This window comes from Enterococcus camelliae, assembly GCF_042685105.1.
GTDB lineage: Bacteria > Bacillota > Bacilli > Lactobacillales > Enterococcaceae > Enterococcus_G > Enterococcus_G camelliae.
In genome coordinates, this window is record NZ_JBHUMO010000033.1 from 12,574 (window position 1) to 33,029 (window position 20,456).

13 protein-coding genes are annotated in these 20,456 nt (G+C 38.8%); all 13 read left to right on the top strand.

The window, feature by feature from the left end; genetic code table 11:
* Positions 1-186 precede the first annotated feature (186 nt).
* The 13 genes from uvrB to pbp4 all read left to right on the top strand — a co-directional run bounded on the left by uvrB (position 187) and on the right by pbp4 (position 20,444).
* A complete protein-coding gene (uvrB, locus tag ACFSR0_RS04560) occupies positions 187-2,181 on the top strand; it encodes an excinuclease ABC subunit UvrB (protein ID WP_379980361.1) in 1,995 nt (664 codons plus the stop codon).
* 13 nt (positions 2,182-2,194) lie between these two features.
* Positions 2,195-5,017 carry an excinuclease ABC subunit UvrA gene (gene uvrA / locus ACFSR0_RS04565; RefSeq protein WP_379980363.1) on the top strand — a complete coding sequence of 941 codons (2,823 nt, stop codon included), beginning with the start codon at positions 2,195-2,197 and terminating at the stop codon, positions 5,015-5,017.
* Between the two features lie 118 nt (positions 5,018-5,135).
* Complete coding sequence (gene rapZ / locus ACFSR0_RS04570) at positions 5,136-6,020, top strand: RNase adapter RapZ (RefSeq protein ID WP_379980365.1); 885 nt, start codon at positions 5,136-5,138, stop codon at positions 6,018-6,020.
* Positions 6,017-7,015 carry a gluconeogenesis factor YvcK family protein gene (locus ACFSR0_RS04575; RefSeq protein ID WP_379980367.1) on the top strand — a complete coding sequence of 333 codons (999 nt, stop codon included), beginning with the start codon at positions 6,017-6,019 and terminating at the stop codon, positions 7,013-7,015. The genes rapZ and ACFSR0_RS04575 overlap by 4 nt, the downstream gene beginning before the upstream one ends.
* A 23-nt stretch (positions 7,016-7,038) precedes the next feature.
* Positions 7,039-7,974: a DNA-binding protein WhiA gene (gene whiA / locus ACFSR0_RS04580; protein ID WP_379980369.1), complete on the top strand. Its 936-nt coding sequence runs from the start codon at positions 7,039-7,041 to the stop codon at positions 7,972-7,974.
* Positions 7,975-8,350: 376 nt separating this feature from the next.
* A complete protein-coding gene (gene nifJ / locus ACFSR0_RS04585; RefSeq protein ID WP_379980371.1) occupies positions 8,351-12,055 on the top strand; it encodes a pyruvate:ferredoxin (flavodoxin) oxidoreductase in 3,705 nt (1,234 codons plus the stop codon).
* Between the two features lie 126 nt (positions 12,056-12,181).
* Entirely contained in the window at positions 12,182-12,562 is a 381-nt protein-coding gene (locus ACFSR0_RS04590; protein ID WP_379980373.1) for a GntR family transcriptional regulator, read from the top strand.
* Complete coding sequence (locus ACFSR0_RS04595; RefSeq protein ID WP_379980375.1) at positions 12,552-13,454, top strand: ATP-binding cassette domain-containing protein; 903 nt, start codon at positions 12,552-12,554, stop codon at positions 13,452-13,454. Before ACFSR0_RS04590 ends, ACFSR0_RS04595 begins: the two co-directional genes overlap by 11 nt.
* Positions 13,441-14,757 carry a hypothetical protein gene (locus ACFSR0_RS04600; protein WP_379980377.1) on the top strand — a complete coding sequence of 439 codons (1,317 nt, stop codon included), beginning with the start codon at positions 13,441-13,443 and terminating at the stop codon, positions 14,755-14,757. Before ACFSR0_RS04595 ends, ACFSR0_RS04600 begins: the two co-directional genes overlap by 14 nt.
* Positions 14,758-14,997: 240 nt before the next feature.
* A complete protein-coding gene (gene cdaA, locus ACFSR0_RS04605) occupies positions 14,998-15,891 on the top strand; it encodes a diadenylate cyclase CdaA (protein WP_379980379.1) in 894 nt (297 codons plus the stop codon).
* Between the two features lies 1 nt (position 15,892).
* A complete protein-coding gene (locus ACFSR0_RS04610) occupies positions 15,893-16,978 on the top strand; it encodes a CdaR family protein (RefSeq protein WP_379980381.1) in 1,086 nt (361 codons plus the stop codon).
* A 23-nt stretch (positions 16,979-17,001) separates the two neighbouring features.
* Positions 17,002-18,360 carry a phosphoglucosamine mutase gene (gene glmM / locus ACFSR0_RS04615; protein WP_379980383.1) on the top strand — a complete coding sequence of 453 codons (1,359 nt, stop codon included), beginning with the start codon at positions 17,002-17,004 and terminating at the stop codon, positions 18,358-18,360.
* A 62-nt stretch (positions 18,361-18,422) separates the two neighbouring features.
* The gene (gene pbp4, locus ACFSR0_RS04620; protein ID WP_379980385.1) at positions 18,423-20,444 is read left to right on the top strand and encodes a penicillin-binding protein PBP4(5); all 2,022 of its coding nucleotides are present in this window, start codon (positions 18,423-18,425) and stop codon (positions 20,442-20,444) included.
* Positions 20,445-20,456: the final 12 nt, after the last annotated feature.

The following is a 20,456-nucleotide window of genomic DNA, read 5'->3' on the forward strand; positions in this document are numbered from 1 at the left end:
GGTTAATTATAACAAGAAGTGAAAGATTTTCAAAATATTTTCTGACATACCATGTAAGGAAAAGTGACAAAATAAAGTTGGTTGGTGAATGCTAGTTCTTGTTAAAAAATCATTCGGAAAAATAGCGAAACTATGTTCGCTATGGTACACTAGGTGCATGCAGTGATAGAAAGAGGAGCGTTGTTTATGATCGATCGAATCACAACCAATCAATTTAAATTAGTATCCGTTTATCAGCCTTCCGGAGATCAACCAGAGGCAATTAAGCAACTGGTAAATAATATTAAGGCTGGCAAGAAAGAGCAAATTCTTCTGGGTGCAACTGGTACTGGAAAGACGTATACGATTTCGAATGTGATTCAACAGACAAATAAGCCAACCTTGATACTGGCACACAATAAAACATTAGCAGGCCAGTTGTATGGGGAATTTAAAGAGTTTTTCCCGGATAATGTGGTGGAATACTTTGTAAGTTATTACGATTACTATCAACCTGAAGCCTATGTACCCTCAAGTGATACCTATATTGAGAAAGATGCTAGCATAAATGATGAAATAGACAAATTACGGCATTCTGCTACTAGTTCATTATTAGAACGAAACGATGTGGTGGTTGTAGCGTCTGTTTCTTGTATCTTCGGTTTGGGATCACCTTTTGAGTATCAAAAACAAGTTGTCTCGATTCGTGAAGGAATGGAAATTTCACGAGATGAGTTGTTACGGCGCTTAATTGATATTCAGTTTGAACGAAACGATATCGACTTTCAACGAGGACGATTTCGGGTACGCGGTGATGTCGTTGAAATATTTCCTGCTTCAAGAGATGAACGAGCGTTACGTGTTGAATTTTTTGGTGATGAAGTTGATCGGATTCGGGAAGTGGATGCATTAACTGGCGAAGTTTTTAACGATACAGAGCATGTCTCAATCTTCCCGGCCACTCACTTCGTAACCGATGAGAATCACATGGAAACGGCTATCAAGCAAATTCAAGAGGAGCTGGCGTTGCGCTTAGCATTTCTTCGAGAACACGATCAGTTACTTGAAGCGCAACGGTTGGAACAGCGAACCAATTACGATATCGAGATGCTTAGAGAAATGGGGTATACTTCAGGGATTGAAAACTATTCTCGTCATATGGATGGACGCAAGGAAGGTGAACCCCCATATACGCTTCTGGATTTTTTTCCAAAGGATTACTTGATGGTCATCGATGAATCACACGTGACGATGCCTCAAATCAGAGGCATGTATAACGGAGACCGTGCGCGCAAACAAATGCTAATTGATTATGGCTTTCGCTTACCGTCTGCTTTAGACAATCGGCCCCTTCGAATTGAAGAGTTTGAAGAGCACATTCATCAAATTATCTATGTTTCAGCGACTCCTGGTCCTTACGAATACGAACATACCGATACGGTCATCCAACAAATTATTCGACCAACTGGCTTGTTAGATCCAGAAATAGAAGTTCGACCAATCATGGGACAGATTGATGACCTTGTTGGAGAAATTAACGAACGAGTTGAAAAAAATGAGCGGGTCTTTGTCACAACATTGACGAAAAAAATGTCTGAGGATTTGACAGATTACTTAAAAGAATTAGGAATCAAGGTAAAATACCTACACAGTGACATCAAAACATTAGAACGAACAGAAATTATTCGCGATTTACGTCTAGGGGAATTTGATGTTCTTGTCGGCATTAATTTGTTACGTGAGGGATTAGATGTTCCTGAAGTTTCATTGGTAGCAATTCTTGATGCCGATAAAGAAGGCTTTTTAAGGAGTGAACGTTCGCTGATCCAAACCATTGGTCGAGCCGCTCGAAATGCATCAGGGAAAGTTATTATGTACGCCGACAAAATGACCGATTCGATGGCCTTAGCCATTGAGGAAACGGCCCGTAGACGTAGGATTCAGGAAGCATATAACCGGGAACATGGCATCACACCGGTGACCATTAAGAAAGAAATCCGCGATTTGATTCGTATTTCTAAAGTAGCAGAAGAAGTGCCAGCCTACAATACGGCGAAATTGAGTGACTTAACGAAGAAAGAAAAACGTGAATTAATTGTAAAATTAGAAGCAGAAATGCGAGAAGAAGCCAAAGCGTTACATTTTGAAACGGCGGCTACATTAAGAGATACCATCTTAGAATTAAAAGCTGAATTAAGTTAGGAGGACCCCGTTGGTGGCTAACGATAAAATAGTGATACACGGTGCACGAGCGCATAATTTAAAAAATATCGATGTGACAATTCCACGAGACAAATTAGTGGTTATTACGGGATTATCCGGTTCGGGAAAGAGTTCGTTAGCGTTTGATACGTTGTATGCTGAGGGCCAAAGAAGGTATGTTGAGAGTCTTTCGGCTTATGCTCGGCAATTTTTGGGGCAAATGGACAAACCAGATGTAGATAGTATTGATGGTTTGAGTCCAGCCATTTCAATCGATCAAAAAACGACAAGCAAAAATCCTCGTTCAACAGTTGGAACAGTCACTGAAATTAATGATTATTTAAGACTGATGTTTGCCCGCATTGGCCATCCTATTTGTCCAAATGATCATGTTGAAATAACCAGTCAATCTGTCGAACAGATGGTGGATGAAGTATTGGCTTTACCCGAAAAAACGCGAATTCAAGTAATGTCTCCAGTCATTCATGAAAAAAAGGGGCAACACAAAAAAGTATTTGAACGAATTCAACGCGAAGGATATGTTCGAGTGCGAGTGGATGGAGAAACCTTTGATATTTCAGAAATTCCTGATTTAGAGAAAAATAAGAAACATTCAATTGAAATTGTCATTGACCGCTTAGTTGTCAAGGATGGGATACGTTCAAGACTATTTGATTCATTTGAGGCCGCTTTGCGATTATCTGAAGGGTATGCGATTGTTGATGTGATTGGCGAAAAGGAATTATTATTCAGTGAACATTATTCTTGTCCTTATTGTGGCTTTACAGTAGGGGAACTTGAGCCAAGATTATTTTCATTTAATGCGCCATTTGGTGCTTGTCCGGATTGTGATGGGTTAGGAATGAAATTAGAAGTTGATTTGGATTTAGTAATCCCTGATTTTTCAAAAACATTGAATGAAGGGGCAATTATACCTTGGAATCCGATTAGCTCTCAATATTATCCTCAAATGTTAGAACAAGCATGCCAAAGCTTTTCCATTGATATGAATACACCGTTTCAAGAGCTACCGCAAGCACAGCAAGATATTATTTTATATGGTTCAGGTGAAAAACCGTTTCATTTCCATTATCAAAATGATTTTGGCGGCATACGTGATGTAGATGTTCCTTTTGAAGGTGTTGTGACGAATATCGCAAGAAGATATCAGGAAACTTCAAGTGATTACACGCGTGAGCAAATGAAGCTTTATATGACGGAATTGACTTGCCAAACCTGTCATGGCTATCGCTTAAATGAACAAGCCCTTTGTGTCAAAGTAGGGGGCATTCACATTGGTCAATTGAGTGAAAAACCAATCAACGATACGCTAAATTTTATTGAACAGTTACAATTGTCTGAACAAGAACAAACGATTGCCAAACCAATTATGAAAGAAGTTCTTGACCGGTTAAGCTTTTTGCGAAATGTTGGCTTGGATTATCTAACCCTTAGTCGTTCTTCAGGTACTTTGTCAGGTGGCGAGGCTCAACGTATTCGACTAGCAACGCAAATCGGATCCAATCTGTCTGGTGTTTTATACATTTTAGATGAACCGTCCATTGGGTTGCATCAAAGAGACAATGATCGATTGCTCCATTCACTAAGAGAAATGCGTGATTTGGGCAATACACTAATTGTTGTTGAACATGATGAGGACACGATGAGAGCGGCTGATTATTTGATTGATATTGGTCCGGGTGCGGGTGCCATGGGTGGAGAAGTAGTTGCTGCAGGAACACCTGAAGAAGTAGAAAAAAATCCCAATTCTTTAACAGGTCAATATTTATCGGGCAAGCGAAAGATTCCTGTTCCAACTGAACGTAGAAAAGGAAACGGGAAAAAAGTAACGATTTACGGTGCGGCTGAGAATAATTTAAAAGAAATTGATGTCGCAATTCCATTGGGAGAATTAGTAGTTGTTACAGGTGTTTCTGGATCAGGAAAATCAACACTGGTCAATCAAATTCTTAAGAAAACTTTGGCACAAAAAATTAATCGGAATAGTGCAAAACCAGGTAAGTATAAACGAATTACTGGATATGAAGAAATTGAAAAAATTATTGATATTGACCAAAGTCCGATTGGAAGAACACCACGAAGCAATCCAGCCACCTATACAAGCGTTTTTGATGACATCCGTGACTTATTCGCACAAACAAATGAAGCAAAGGTTCGGGGATACAAAAAAGGCCGCTTTAGTTTTAATGTAAAAGGTGGACGTTGTGAAGCTTGTCGAGGAGACGGCATTATTAAAATTGAAATGCATTTCTTGCCAGATGTGTATGTTCCTTGTGAAGTATGTCAAGGTAAGAGATACAATTCTGAAACGTTAGAAGTTCATTATAAAGGGAAAAATATAGCTGATATTCTTGCTATGACTGTGGAAGATGCGGTGGCGTTTTTCCAACATATTCCAAAAATTCATCGGAAATTACAAACGATTGTGGATGTTGGTTTAGGTTATGTCACACTTGGACAACCAGCTACCACTTTATCAGGTGGCGAAGCTCAACGAATGAAATTAGCCAGTGAGTTGCACCGAATCTCTACAGGAAAGAGCTTTTATATTTTAGATGAGCCAACCACTGGATTGCATAGTGAAGATATTGCTAGATTAATTACGGTTCTGCAACGGTTAGTAGATGCTGGAAATACCGTGTTAATCATTGAACACAATTTAGATGTGATTAAAACGGCCGACTATCTAATTGATTTGGGTCCTGAAGGTGGCGCTGGAGGAGGAACAATCATCGGGACAGGTACACCTGAACAACTAGCCGAAAACGATAGAAGCTACACAGGCTATTATTTAAAAAATGTGTTAAATCAATAAAACAATACGAATTTCCTATCTATAGCCGGGAAATTCGTTTTTTTATGGAAAAAAATAGCAATGATACGCCCGGAATGATATAATGGTATAATTGAACAAAAGAAGGGAGAGAAACATAATGGTAGATAGTTTAGAACTGGTTATAGTCACAGGAATGAGTGGAGCTGGAAAAACAGTTGCCGTTCAAAGTTTTGAAGATATGGGTTATTTTTGTATCGATAATATGCCTCCTTCTTTAATTCCAAAATTTTGGGAACTCATTAAGGAATCAGGAAAAATTACAAAAATTGCGCTAGTTATTGATATGCGTTCTCGCTCTTTTTTTGAAGAATTACAAGGAATGTTAATTGACATTGAAAATACAAAATTTATTAATACGAAAATTCTTTTTCTGGATGCCACTGATGAAGAGCTTGTCTCTCGCTACAAAGAAACTAGAAGGGCGCATCCCTTGGCTATGGATGGGTTAATCACTGAAGGCATCAAAAAAGAACGCTCATTATTAGCTGATTTTAAATCTCAGGCCACGTTAGTAATTGACACAACCACACTGACACCAAGACAATTGCGCGAAAAAATTAATGAAGAATTTCGTGCGGCAAGTGGAACCGGCTTTCGGATTGAAATGGTTTCATTTGGTTTCAAATACGGACTACCAATTGACGCAGATATTGTAATGGACGTTAGGTTTTTACCAAATCCCCATTATGTACCAGAATTACGACCGCTAACTGGCCTTGATAAACCGGTCTATGATTATGTAATGGCTTTTCAAGAAACCGAGGATTTTTATCAACAATTTAGTAAACTTTTGCTGACAATCATGCCAGGGTATGTCAAAGAAGGCAAAAGTAGTTTAACCATTGCAATTGGTTGTACTGGAGGGCAACATCGCTCCGTAGCACTTACCAAACGTATTGGCGACTTACTTGCAAAAGACTATCATGTCAACATCACGCATCGCGACAAAGACAAACGAAAGGAAACGGTGAATCGTTCATGACAATGAAAACGTATCGTTTAAAAAAACCACGTGTTGTTGTTGTCGGTGGAGGAACTGGTTTACCAGTTATTCTGAAAAGTTTGCGCAATCAAGGCATGGATATTACCGCTGTGGTAACAGTAGCTGATGACGGTGGCAGTAGCGGCGAAATTCGGAAATCAATAACCATGGCCCCACCGGGAGACTTGCGCAATGTTTTGGTTTCATTATCAGATATGCCCAAACTGTATGAAGATATTTTTCAGTATCGGTTTAAACAAGAGGATCATTTTTTAGCGAATCACGCCTTAGGAAATTTGATTATTGCGGCCATTTCTGAAATGCGAGGAAGTACGTATGATGCTGTCCAACTGTTAGCTAAAATGATGCATGTCGATGGGCATATTTATCCTTCGTCGGAAAAACCCTTGATTCTCCATGCTGTGTTTCAAGATGGGACCACGGCGATAGGTGAATCAAGTATTGCCAAAGAGCGTAAAACTATCGAGCATGTCTATGTCACCAATCAAGAAAATCAAGAAGAACCCAAAGCAGCTAGAAAAGTGGTAAAAGCTATCTTGGAAGCTGACGTGATTGTTCTTGGTCCGGGGAGCCTTTTTACAAGTATTCTACCAAATTTAATGATTCACGATATCGGTCAAGCAATTCAGGCAAGTCAAGCTGAGAAAGTGTATATTTGCAATATTATGACCCAAAAAGGTGAAACGGAACATTTTACTGATGCCGATCATGTTCGTGTCTTGCATCGTCATTTGGGGCATCAATTTATTGATACGGTTCTGGTAAATATTGAGAAAGTTCCAGAAGGATATATGGATTTCTCCATTTATGATGAATACCTTGTACAAGTGAAACACGATTTTAACGGACTTAGAGAAGAGGGCTGCCGAGTCGTTTCAACTGATTTTTTAGAGTTGAGAAATGGCGGCGTATTTCATGATGGTGAAAAAGTTGTTGATGAACTATTACGAATTGTTTATGAAGCCCGAGTCTAAGTTTTTAAGAAAGGAGGGATAGTGTGTCTTTTGCGGCAGATGTAAAAAAAGAACTAACCTCTTTGGAAGTACACCGAGAACATGCAAAGGCGGAATTGGCAGCCCTAATTCGCATGAATGGGTCATTAAGTATTGCCAACCAACAATTTGTTTTAAACGTTCAAACCGAAAATGCGGCCATAGCCAGAAGAATTTATTCACTTTTAAAAGACCATTATGGCGTAAAAAGTGAGCTATTGGTTAGAAGAAAGATGAAATTAAAAAAGAACAATGTGTATATTGTACGCTTAAAGCAGGAAACTAAGGCGATTTTGCTAGATTTGGATATTATGGATGGTATCATGTTCCATACGCATATATCAGATGAAATTATGGGCAATAGTCAAAAAATGCGTTCTTATCTAAGAGGGGCCTTTATGGCTTCAGGGTCTGTGAATAATCCAGAAACAAGTCGCTACCACCTTGAAATATATTCCATTTATGAAGAACACAATCAAGATATATGCGCGATGTTGAATTATTTTGATTTGAACGCCCGAACATTGACCCGGCGAAATGGGTATATTTCCTATTTAAAGGGAGCAGAACAGATTGCCGATTTTTTAGTTCTAATTGGTGCAACAAATTCTATGCTAAAATTTGAGGATGTCCGAATTGTTCGTGATATGCGTAATTCCGTTAATCGCTTAGTCAATTGCGAAACAGCAAATATGAATAAAACAATTGATGCGGCCAGCAAGCAATTGGAAAATATTGAATACATTGAGGCAAGAGTTGGCTTACAAGCCTTGCCAGAAAAATTGCAAGAAATCGCTGAGTTACGCTTAGCAAATCCAGAAGTGAGTTTAAAAGAGTTGGGAGATATGATTCCTTCTGGTGCAATCTCAAAATCGGGTATTAATCACCGAATTCGTAAAATCAATGATTTTGCTGAACAATTACGCAGTGGGAAACAATAGAACGAAAAAAGTTATCTAGGCAGAAACGGGATTTATCTCATTTGTTTGGATAGCTTTTTTACCTATTTTTGCAGATCGATTTTCTACGTGGGGCGCTTTTTAGTCTTTTGCCACTACTTGATATGCTCAAAAAAAGAACTAGTTAGAAGAAAGTTATTTCAGCGTTTTCGGTACAGTATTGTGCGTTAGTGCAATAATTGTGTTACGTCAGAAAAAGACTGGCTATTTTGAGAAAACTGTTCGTCATAGGAGTGCAACGGTTTTCCATTTAGAAGGGATTTTTTTAAGTTTGTGAAAAAATATCTTTATTTCTCTTTATAAAAAATTCACAATCTATTATACTAGTGAGTGAGAATAAATGAAGGTGATGAAAATCGTGAGAAGAAGAAAAACAATGGACGGCAATACAGCAGCAGCATATGTATCTTATGCTTTTACTGATTTGGCTGCAATTTATCCGATAACGCCTAGTTCACCAATGGCTGAACTGGTTGATCAGTGGTCTGCGCATGAGAAAAAAAATATCTTTGGTAATCCCGTAAAAATGGTTGAAATGCAATCAGAAGCAGGTGCGGCAGGTGTCGTACATGGCTCTTTAAAAACAGGTGCCTTAACAACTACTTATACTGCTTCGCAAGGCTTACTACTGATGTTACCGAATATGTATAAGATCGCGGGAGAATTATTACCTGCTGTGATGCATGTTGCGAGTCGGGCTGTGACAACGAACGCGTTAAACATTTTTGGCGATCACACAGATGTCATGGCAGCAAGGCAAACGGGTTTTGCTATGTTAGCTGAAAACAGTGTGCAAGAGGTTATGGATTTAGCTGCTGTTGCTCACTTAAGCGCGACTGAGAGCAGTGTTCCTTTCTTGAATTTTTTTGATGGCTTTCGTACCAGCCATGAAATTCAAAAAATAGATGTTTTGGAATACGCTGAGTTGGCTGAAATGCTGAATCAACAAAAAGTGGCGGAATTTCGTTCTCGTGCGATGAATCCTAATCATCCAACTGTTAGTGGGACTAACCAAAATCCCGATATCCATTTTCAACAAAGGGAAACCATTAATCCTTACTATAACCAAGTTGGGGAAGTTGTAAGAAGCTACATGCAAAAAATAAATCAGTTACGTGGAACATCTTACGATTTAGTCAATTATTATGGGGATACTCAAGCCACAGAAGTCATTGTTTTAATGGGTTCCGCAGCTCAATCTGTGGAACAAACGGTTGATTATCTAAACCGAAAAGGAAGAAAAGTTGGAGTAGTTGAAATTCATTTATACCGACCATTTCCTGAACAAGACTTGTTAAGGGCAATGCCAAAAACAGTCAAATCAATTGCGGTATTGGACCGAACGAAAGAACCAGGTGCTTCTGGAGAACCATTGTTGTTAGATGTCCAAAGTGCGTTTTATGATGCAGACGTCCGCCCAACGATTATTGGAGGACGTTATGGATTGGGATCAAAAGATGTCACACCGGATCAAATCATCGCAGTATACGATGAACTGAAAAAAGACAAAGCTGTTCAAAAACGACGGTTTACCATCGGAATTGAAGATGAGGTAACACATCTTTCTTTACCAAATTATCCGAAACTAGATTTGACTCCTGAATCAACGTTTCAGGCAAAATTTTGGGGATTTGGGTCTGACGGTACGGTGGGCGCTAACAAAGCTGCAATTAAGTTGATTGGCGATCATACCGAACAGTTTGTCCAAGGATATTTTTATTACGATTCGAAAAAATCTGGCGGCTTAACAGTCTCTCATCTACGTTTTGGACCGGAGCCAATCCGCTCCACCTATTTGATTGAGCATGCTGATTTCATTGCTTGCCATACGCCCGCATACATTCATAATTATGATTTAGTCGAAGGGCTAAAAAATCAAGGCACCTTCTTATTAAATACAACCTGGAACGATGAACAATTGGAAAAACTACTTCCAAGTCGTTTAAAAAGAGCATTAGCAGAAAAAAATGCCCATTTTTATACAATTAACGGGATGCAATTAGCTATGGACATTGGACTTGGTAATCGCATCAACACCATTATGCAAACCGCTTTTTTCAAATTAACGAATCATTTTCCATTTGATCAAGCTGTGAAGCTATTAAAAGCGGAAGCTGAAAAAGCGTACGGTCATAAATCACGGGAAATTGTAGAAAAAAATTGGGCAGCAATTGATCAGACTATTGAATTGTTGCATCAAGTAACGATCCCAGCACATTGGAAGACGGCTCCTTTGAAAGAAACCCGGAAAGCCTATCAAACAAGGTATGTAGAAGAAATTGTCCAACCGATTAATGCGCAAAAAGGTGATGGTTTATCCGTCGGCACACTGGTTGCCAACCAGATGACTAGAGGGGATATGCCATTAGGGACGACTGCTATTGAAAAGCGAGGCATTGCATTGGAAGTTCCAGAATGGATTAGTGACCGGTGTACAATGTGCAATGAGTGTGCTTTTGTTTGTCCCCACGCAGCAATTCGTCCTTTCTTAGCTGAGGAAGAAGAAATGAAAGAAGCACCAGCTGGATTCATTGTCAGAGAGATGCGTGGCAAAGATGGTCTATTGTATCGCATTCAAGTTTCAGTAGAAGACTGTACGGGCTGTGGCTTATGTGTGGAAGCTTGTCCAGCAAAAGGCAAAGCACTTGAAATGAAACCATATGATGAACAAAAACAACAAGCCATCAATTGGGCCTTTGCGATGACGTTAAAAGAAAAAGAAAATCCTGCTCGTCCAGGTACACTACTTGGCACTCAATTTGAAAAACCGTTATTGGAGTTCTCGGGAGCCTGTGCAGGATGCGGAGAAACTCCTTATGTGAAACTGTTGACTCAGATGTTTGGTGATCGAATGATGATTGCCAATGCAACAGGATGTTCGTCCATTTGGGGTGGCGCAGCACCTGTTTCACCGTATACAACCAATGAGTTTGGTGAAGGCCCAGCTTGGTCGAATTCACTATTGGAAGACAATGCCGAATATGGTTACGGGATGTTTTTAGCTAACCAAACAAGAAGAGATGCATTGGCAAGAAAGATGGCAGCCGTTAAACATTGTGGGTCACATGAGGCCACTCAACTGATGGAAGATTGGATTGCACACCGCTTTGAGAGTGAAGGAACACAACAAAGAGCCAAAAAACTGATGGCCATCCTTGAAGAAGAACGTTGGACGGTGCCAGAATTTGCAGCGCTATATGAGGAGAAAGATTTGTTTGTTAAAACAAGTCAGTGGATTATTGGTGGCGATGGTTGGGCCTATGATATCGGTTATGGTGGAATTGATCATGTACTTGCTTCAGGAGCAGACGTCAATTTGTTGGTGTTAGACAATGAAGTATACTCTAATACGGGCGGACAAGTGTCCAAGGCAACACCGATGGCTGCAATTGCCAAATTTGCTGCTGGTGGAAAATACATGTCGAAGAAAGACTTGGGGCGTATGGCAATGACTTATGGCAATGTCTATGTTGCACAAATTTCCTCAGGAGCGAATGCAATGCAAACCATCAAGGCATTTGAAGAGGCGGAAAAATTTCCTGGTCCGTCATTAATTATCGCCTATACACCTTGTATAACACATGGATTAGCTGGTGGCATGCGTCAAAGTCTCAAAGAAGCCAAAGATGCCGTTCAATCGGGCTATTGGTCCTTGTATCGTTATCATCCTGAAAATCTGGATCACGAAAAAGCAGCTTTGACTCTAGACTTCAAAAAACCTGATTTCCGCTTGATGCCAGCCTTTTTAAGAAGCCAGGTGCGATTTGCTTCACTAGAAAAACAGTTTCCTAGTGTGGCGAACCAGTTATTTTCCAAAACAATAAAAGATGCACAAAATCGATTCCTTGCCTATGCAGACATGAGCGGACAAGGGGAAAAAATTCGCTTGAAAATAATGGAACAGCAAACGCAAGTAGAGAAAGCTCACGAAGAACCTCTAGCAGAGCATCACAAACCGACGCGTACGCGTAAGGAAAAAAATGTTGATCCGGAAGCAGAGGCTAGACGACTAGCAAGACGTGCTGAACGACATGCAAAACGAAATCAGCAATCAGAAGAATAAATCAAAATAAGTTTCCAAAGAGTAGGCAACAGGAAAAGTTGTCTACTCTTTTTTTATACTCTTGACACCTTTAGTGTACTATGTATAATAGTACACGTAGACAATTCTTTGAAAGGGGGACAGGTCATGTACTTTGATGTAAATGATCCCAAGCCAATCTATGAACAGATTGTGATGGGAATAAAAAAAGATATTTTGTTAGGAGTCTATGTGTCTGGTGACAAAATTCCTTCTGTTAGGGAACAGGCAAAACTATTGGGCATCAACCCGAATACAATTAGCAAAGCATATAAAGAATTAGAAAATCAAGATGTGATTGTAACGATTCGAGGAAAAGGAACTTTTGTGAAAGAAACGCTGAACAGGGAACGTTCAATCAAAAATGAGGAAAAATTGCGTAAACAACTAAATGAATGGGTCATAGAAGCTCATTATGCCAATGTTTCCAGTCAAATGATTGAAAAGTGGATGAAGGAAGAATTAAGGAGGACCTATGATGATTATTAAAAAACTAAGCAAAAAAATAGCATCGCACCCCATTTTGAATGAGGTACAATTGACGATTCCTAAAGGGGTTATATGTGGAATTGTTGGAAGAAATGGTTCAGGAAAAACAACCCTTTTTCGGACAATTGTAGGTCACTATCAATCAGATGCTGGGGAAGTGCTTATTGAAGGAAAGAATATTTGTATAGATCCAATAATGAAAGAAAAAATTTTTTATGTTGATACTCAATTTCACCCATTAGACTTTATGACCCCAATTATAATTGGAGAGTATTATAACCTGTTGTATCATTCGTTTGATTTGGAAAGTTATCAACAGATGATTCAAAAATATCAACTACCAAATCGGCGTTTTCAACAATACTCGAAAGGTATGCAAGGGTTGTTGCTAGTTATTCTAGCCTACTGTTCGAACTGTGATTATCTTATTTTAGATGAACCACTCGATGGTTTGGATGTAATTATTCGTAAAGAAGCGACGGATCTACTATTAGATGCAGTGAGTGAGGGCACACGATCAATTATCCTTTCTTCCCACAATTTGGCTGAATTGGAAAAATTGGTTGATCAAGTCGCTTTTTTAAAAAATGGTCGGATTTCTCATACCGTTCATTTGGAAAACGAAAAGCAATTAACGAAGAAAGTACAATTTGTATTCCGTCAAAAGGCAATACCAGAAATAATCAAGCAACGCGGAACCATTTTAAGTGTTCAAGGTCGAGTTGTATGTGTTGTCTTTAAAGAATATACTGCTGAATTGGCTGAGCAGGTTGCTACGTTAAACCCTGTTTTAATCGAAGAATTACCGTTGTCATTAGAGGATTTATTTATTGAAGAGTTTTCACATCAGGATTATGAAAATGAAATGAGGGATACGAATGATGAAAAATGAGCTAACGGCATTGATTTGGAAGCGAACCAAATTAACATCACTCGCAATAGGGGGGCTGTTTTTGCTGTTTGGTATTTTTTGGGGTGTTGCGCAGACGAACACTTGGCAAGCAAATTACAAGTATGCCCATAGCAAAGAGGCCTTACAACAAAATGAGCAAGTCAAAAAAGAAATCGCAAAAATGGAAGATGAAATCAATCAAAAATATCATGAATTGGGTGATACGCAAGCCTTTTGGCAATATATCAATACCGTCACTTCCATTGATCAGGTTGTCTACAATAAAAAAGAAAAAAAGTATGAATTAAAGGAAATGTCCGATTATTACTTTAATTCATCGATTAATGATACTCTCTTTCAAGCAAATACCTGGATTGAAGGGAAATCTGGGGAAACAAGAGAAATTGTAGGTGCACAAGACATATTGAACTCTGGTTATTTTGTCATTGGTCACGGTGAGTTACATCAATTCCTAGGCAGACCTTTCTTTTTATTTTTTATTATTGCTGGCTTTATCAACTGCTTTATTGATTACAAGACCAATTTTGTTGTTCTGTTGTTTGGTTCTAAATTTTCGAGAAAACGGATCATTCGTACGAAAATTATCATGGGAACAATCGCTATTACGTTGTCAGCGACTGCAGCAATCCTTGGGAACTTGGCGATTGTTTATGCACGCATTCCACATCAATACATCAATATTTCATTGACGTATTTACTGGCTTTCCATGGTTGCATGCTGCTGATTGGATTGCTACTCTATTTTATCGCTTTGTTGGCTGGAACTGTTTGTGGACAATACATTACAGGGATTGGTTCGCTGATTGGCTTCATTTTTGGTCTTTCTTTGATCGTAAATAGTGCAACAGAATATCTGAGTTATCTGAACTCAGGTTCGGCTGGAAATGATAACTATTATGTTCGCAATCTCTATGGCTTATATCCAAGTTATCAAGCTTGGGGCATCATGAGTCTTGGAATAGTTCTTTTGATAATCCTCTTATATCAGACAACAGTCCATCTTTATCCAAAATTAAGTTTGGAAAATCGCAATCAGTTTATTTTATACCCCAAACTAAGATGGCCATTGACGATTTTTGCTAGTTTATTTAGTGCCTTTGCAGCTACGTGGGTCATGTCCTATACAAGGGCTAATCTGGATGACCAAAGTTATCAATTAATAATTCGAGATCAATTGATTTCAGCAGTGACCGTCTTTCTAGTTATTTTTATACTTTTCGTTATCTTAAACCATACAAGTAAAATTATGGATTTTCTTTACAGAAAGTTGAAACGAGCATAATGTCTGACTATTTTTTTTAAATTCTTATTCGCCACTTCTTTAAAATAGATGAATGCTTGTGGTTCTCAAGTCGGTTACTTGAGAGCGACAAGCATTCGTTTTGAAGAAGTTTTTTTGCTGTGATTGAAGGCGAAAGAGGAGTTGCTAAGTTTTTTTGAAAATGATGCATTTTCCATAAATATTGAAAAAGCCTTGTGTTATACTAAAATTATCAAGTCTGTAAGTAAAGGAAGGCTTCGTATGTCAATCAACTTATCAAACATTTTTAATTTAGAACATTGGGCACAATTTTTTTCTGTTGACATTCTGTCATGGAGTTTCTTCGTAAACATTTTAGATATTTTAGTTGTTTGGTTTATTCTCTACAAACTTATTCAATTAGTTAGAGGAACTAAGGCATTACAATTATTCAAAGGTGTAGCGATGTTTATTGCCACACGTTTCCTGGCGGAATTAATCGGTTTACATACACTATCTTGGTTAATGGATCAAGTCATCACTTATGGTGTGATTGCGGCTATTGTTATTTTTCAACCAGAAATTCGCCGTGGCTTGGAACATTTGGGACGTACAACCTTTTTTAACCCAACAAAGAGTGAAAAAAAGCAAGATGAACAAATGGTTTTAGCTTTTGATAAAGCGATTCAATACATGGCAAAGCGAAAAATTGGTGCATTGGTAACAATCGAACGCAATACTGGATTAGAAGAATACATTGAAACGGGAATTCCGCTAGATGCTGATATAAGCGGCGAATTATTAATTAATATTTTTATTCCGAACACACCTTTGCATGATGGTGCAGTGATTATTCGAGATGGAAAAATCAGTGTATCTTGCGCGTATTTACCATTGTCTGAAAGTTTGTTAATTCCTAAAGAATTTGGAACGCGGCATAGAGCTGCAGTAGGTGTTTCAGAGGTAAGTGATGCAGTTACCTTTGTTGTCTCTGAAGAAACAGGGGATGTGAGCATTACATTGAATAACCAGTTATTACCAGGACTTTCACGTGAAGAATATCTGGCAATTTTAAGAAGAGAATTAGTACCAAAAGAAGTGAAAGCTGGCAAAAAACCTTTCTATAAAACATTTTACGAAGAACTAAACCGATTGAGTAAGAAGGGAGATCGGTGAAATGTTATTCAAAAAGCGAAAAACCAATCTATTTTATAGTCTAATTGCCCTTTTGTTTGCAATTGTTCTTTTTTTTAATGCAAATGGGTCGTCCTTACAAAAAAATATTATTCCTTCATCAACAAGTTATGAAGAACTGGTAAAAGATGTTGCTATCCAACCTATCTATGATTCAGATGCCTATTTTATTCAAGGATTTAATACAACGGTTTCCGTTAAACTAACAAGCGATAATCGGGTACAACTGAATACAGAAAAGAATCAAGAAACACGTAATTTTCGAGTGGTTGCGGATTTATCAAAACTGTCAGTCGGTACACATGAGGTGCCGTTAAAGGTTCAAAATCTAAGTAGCGGTGTGACAGCAACGATCGAAACCAGAACGATTACAGTCACCATTGAAAAAAAAGTGACCAAAAAAATCAAAGTTTCCGCTTCCATTTCGAAGGACCATTTGCAAGAAGGCTATGAATTAGGTAAAATAACTGTCGAACCGAGTGAAGTTGAAGTAACAACCGGTGAAGATACCTTGAAAGAATTGTCTAGTGTAGAAGCTTCTTTGGGTCATTTAGCAAATCTAAACAAAGATACTTCAACTAAGGCAAGTGTGGTTGTCTTGGATAAAAATGGGGAAAAGTTACCTGCAATTATTAATCCAGAGCAAGTAACAGTAAACGTAAGTGTCAATGCACCTACAAAAGAAGTACCAGTGAACGTTGTGGCATCGGGGACAATGGCTAGTAACGTATCAACGATTATCTATCGGACTGATCATGATACAGTTGAATTAACCGGTACGCAGGCTTCATTGAATGAAATTGATCGAATTTCATTGCCAGTCAATATTCAAAATGTCACAACAACCACTCAGGTTGAAGTGGTTGTTCCTGTAAAAGAAGGTGTTACAGCAAATCCAGAATCAATCTGGGTGACGATTGTACCTACGCTGAAGCAATCAACGGATTCCAGTCAAACAAGCGAATCCACGACAGCGACAAGTAGCTCACGGTCAAATAGCTCGCAATCAAGTAGCAGTAATGAACAATCAACGACTTCAAGTACAACAAGCGAATCAACGAATCCCTAGAATAGGAGAGGAACAGTAAGATTATGGGTAAATATTTTGGAACTGATGGTGTTCGAGGAGAAGCAAATAAAGAATTGACACCAGAACTAGCATTTAAATTAGGAAGATATGGGGGCTACGTTTTAAGTCAGCACGAATCCACCGATACACGTCCAAGAGTTTTGGTTGGTCGTGATACGCGAATCTCTGGACAATTATTGGAATATGCGCTAATTGCTGGTCTATTATCTGTTGGGATTGAGGTCTTTCAATTGGGAGTGATTTCAACGCCAGGAGTTGCTTATTTGACACGTATGCAAAAAGCAAGCGCTGGTGTGATGATTTCGGCTTCCCACAATCCGGCCCAAGATAATGGCATTAAATTTTTTGGTAGTGATGGTTTTAAATTAGTTGATGAACAAGAAGCTGAAATTGAAGAACTGTTAGAGCAAGAAGGGGATACGCTGCCAAGACCTTCAGCTGATGGATTGGGTACAGTAGATGAGTACCCAGAAGGACTTCTTAAATATTCACAATTTTTACAACAGACAGTTCCTGGGGATTTAGCTGGTTTGACAATTTGTATCGATGCTGCAAATGGCGCAACTGCTTCGAGTGTCAACCGCTTATTTGCCGATTTAGAAACCGATTTTTATACGATGGGCACTTCGCCAGATGGCTTAAATATTAACGATGGTGTTGGTTCTACGCATCCGGAAAAATTGGCGCAATTTGTTGTTGAAAAACAGGCCGATGCCGGACTTGCTTTTGATGGCGATGGCGATCGGGTTATCGCAGTTGATGAATTAGGGAATATCGTTGATGGTGACAAAATTATGTACATTTGTGCCAAATATTTAGCTGAAAAAAATCGTCTAAAACAAGATACGATTGTAACGACGGTTATGAGCAATCTTGGCTTCCATAAAGCAGTTGAAGAAATTGGGTTAAAAGATGTGATTACAAAAGTCGGCGATCGCTACGTTGTCGAAGAGATGCGTAAAAATGGCTACAATTTTGGTGGCGAACAATCTGGTCATATGATTTTCTTAGATTTCAATACGACTGGTGATGGGATGCTTTCAGGTATTCAATTATTGCATATCATGAAAGACACAGGGAAAAAACTCTCAGAGCTAGCCAGTGAAGTGACCATCTATCCTCAAGAATTGGTTAATATACGTGTGTCTGATAAACACGGAGCTTTGGAAAATCCGCAAATTAAAAAAGTTATCGAGGAAGCGGAAAACGAAATGGATGGAAAAGGTAGAATACTTGTTCGGCCTTCAGGTACTGAACCATTGCTACGTGTAATGGCGGAAGCACCAACTGATGAATTGGTCCATTATTACGTTGAAAAAATTTCTAAAGTGGTGCGAGAAGAAATTGGTCTAGCTGAATAAAAAATGGATTGAGGGTGTAAAACAGTTGTTTGCACCCTTTTTTTTAAAGGAGGATTTCATTTATGCGTGGAAAACAAAAACGTTCACTTGTGATTGGTGTCTTACTAGTGATTTTGGCCGTTGGTGGCTATTTTGTTTACCAGGTCATTGAGCAAAAAAAGGAATTAGCTGAAAGCCAGAAGCAAGTGACTCGTTTTGTAGAAACACTCACTTCTCAAAAATTTTCGACAATGACGTCATTGCTTAATGAATCAGCTGTAAAAAAAGCCGGGTACACAAAAAAAGAAGTTGAAGAAAAATATCAAAATATCTACAACGGCATCGGTGTGTCAAAGGTTACAGCGAAAAATCAATCAGTCAAAAAAACAGAGAAACATACCTATGATTTTCAGTATGTCTTAACTTTTTCAACTGATTTAGGGAAAGTAAAAGATATAGCTTACAAGGGGACGATTCAAAAAACAGAAGGAATCTACCAAATCAATTGGAAACCATCTTTGATCTTTCCAGGAATGGAGGGTCAGGATAAAGTAGCAATTACGACTGATTACGCTACTAGGGGAGAAATTCTGGATCGAAATAAACAAGGACTAGCAGTCAATCAAGAATTAAATCAATTGGGTGTGATTCCCGGAAAACTTGGTACAGGGGACGAACGGACGACGAACATTCAAGCCATCGCCACACAATTTAATTTGACACCAGATGCCATTCAAGCTTCATTGAATCAAAGTTGGGTTACGGATGAGACCTTTGTTCCTTTAACGATTTTGTACGATGGCGTTCCAAGTACATTGCCAACGGGGACGACAGTTCAACAAGTTTCAGGTAGATACTATCCTCTTGGAGAAGCAGCAGCTCAATTAATCGGGTATGTAGGGGATGTTAACGCTGAGGATATTAAAAAAGACAGTAATCTAGTTTCAGGGGAAACAATTGGTCGTTCGGGTTTAGAGATGACTTATGATGATAAACTACGGGGAACGGATGGCGGGAGCTTGACCATTACTGACAAAAATGGGAAAGAAAAGTCGGTTCTTTTGAAACGTGAGAAAAAAGATGGAGAAACAATTACGCTAACGATTGATGCGAATGCACAAAAATTGGCTTATGAAAATCTTGGTGGACAAAAGGGAGCGACAGTTGTAACCATGCCAACAACTGGCGATTTATTAGCCCTAGCTAGCTCACCTAGTTTTAACCCGAATAAAATGGCAAATGGTATTTCAACAGCTGAATATCAATCTTATGCGAATAATGAAGGTAAACCGTTCATCAGTCGATTTACAACTCGTTATGCACCGGGTTCGACGTTTAAAATGATTACTGGTGCTATTGGCATCGATGCTGGTACACTAGATCCAAATGAGTCGTTAGCTATTTCAGGATTGAAGTGGCAAAAAGATAACTCGTGGGGCTCCTATAAAGTAACTAGAGTGAAGGAAACCGACCAAGTGAATCTATATGATGGGTTGATTTATTCGGATAATATCTATTTTGCACAACAGACCCTTAAAATGGGAGAAGACAAATTCCGTGAAGGACTAAATAAATTTATTTTTGGTGAAAAACTCGATTTGCCACTTTCGATGGAGCCAGCCCAAATATCGAACAAAGACCATTTTTCAACGGAAGTTCTTTTAGCAGATACAGGTTATGGACAAGGACAACTACTCATTAGTCCAATTCAACAGGCAACCATGTATTCTGTTTTTGCAAATGAGGGAACGCTTGTCTATCCTAAACTGTTACTCAACCAAGAAACGAAAAAGAAAGAAAACGTAGTCAGTGCTAATGCAGTGAACAATATCGGTTTAGACTTACGTGCATATGTCACTGATCCAACAGCGTTTGGCTATAGCCTGAATGCTTTAGGAATTGACATTGCTGCTAAAACGGGTACTGCTGAAGTCAAGCAAAGCCAGGATGATACAAGTGGAACTGAGAACAGTTTTTTATTAACCTACGATTATGCGAATCACAATTATCTGACGCTAAATATGTTTGAGGGAAGTACGGAGGATTGGACAGCCATTAAACATGTGGATTCATTGCTAACGTACCTCAACGACACATACAAATAACCACTGAATGGT

Excerpts from the sequence above, each read along its gene's own strand:
- cdaA (WP_379980379.1), top strand. The coding sequence starts at position 14,998 with ATGTCAATCAACTTATCAAACATTTTTAATTTAGAACATTGGGCACAA.
- ACFSR0_RS04590 (WP_379980373.1), top strand. The coding sequence starts at position 12,182 with ATGTACTTTGATGTAAATGATCCCAAGCCAATCTATGAACAGATTGTG.
- ACFSR0_RS04600 (WP_379980377.1), top strand. The coding sequence starts at position 13,441 with ATGATGAAAAATGAGCTAACGGCATTGATTTGGAAGCGAACCAAATTA.
- rapZ (WP_379980365.1), top strand. The coding sequence starts at position 5,136 with ATGGTAGATAGTTTAGAACTGGTTATAGTCACAGGAATGAGTGGAGCT.
- ACFSR0_RS04595 (WP_379980375.1), top strand. The coding sequence starts at position 12,552 with ATGATTATTAAAAAACTAAGCAAAAAAATAGCATCGCACCCCATTTTG.
- ACFSR0_RS04575 (WP_379980367.1), top strand. The coding sequence starts at position 6,017 with ATGACAATGAAAACGTATCGTTTAAAAAAACCACGTGTTGTTGTTGTC.
- glmM (WP_379980383.1), top strand. The coding sequence starts at position 17,002 with ATGGGTAAATATTTTGGAACTGATGGTGTTCGAGGAGAAGCAAATAAA.
- uvrB (WP_379980361.1), top strand. The coding sequence starts at position 187 with ATGATCGATCGAATCACAACCAATCAATTTAAATTAGTATCCGTTTAT.
- ACFSR0_RS04610 (WP_379980381.1), top strand. The coding sequence starts at position 15,893 with ATGTTATTCAAAAAGCGAAAAACCAATCTATTTTATAGTCTAATTGCC.
- pbp4 (WP_379980385.1), top strand. The coding sequence starts at position 18,423 with ATGCGTGGAAAACAAAAACGTTCACTTGTGATTGGTGTCTTACTAGTG.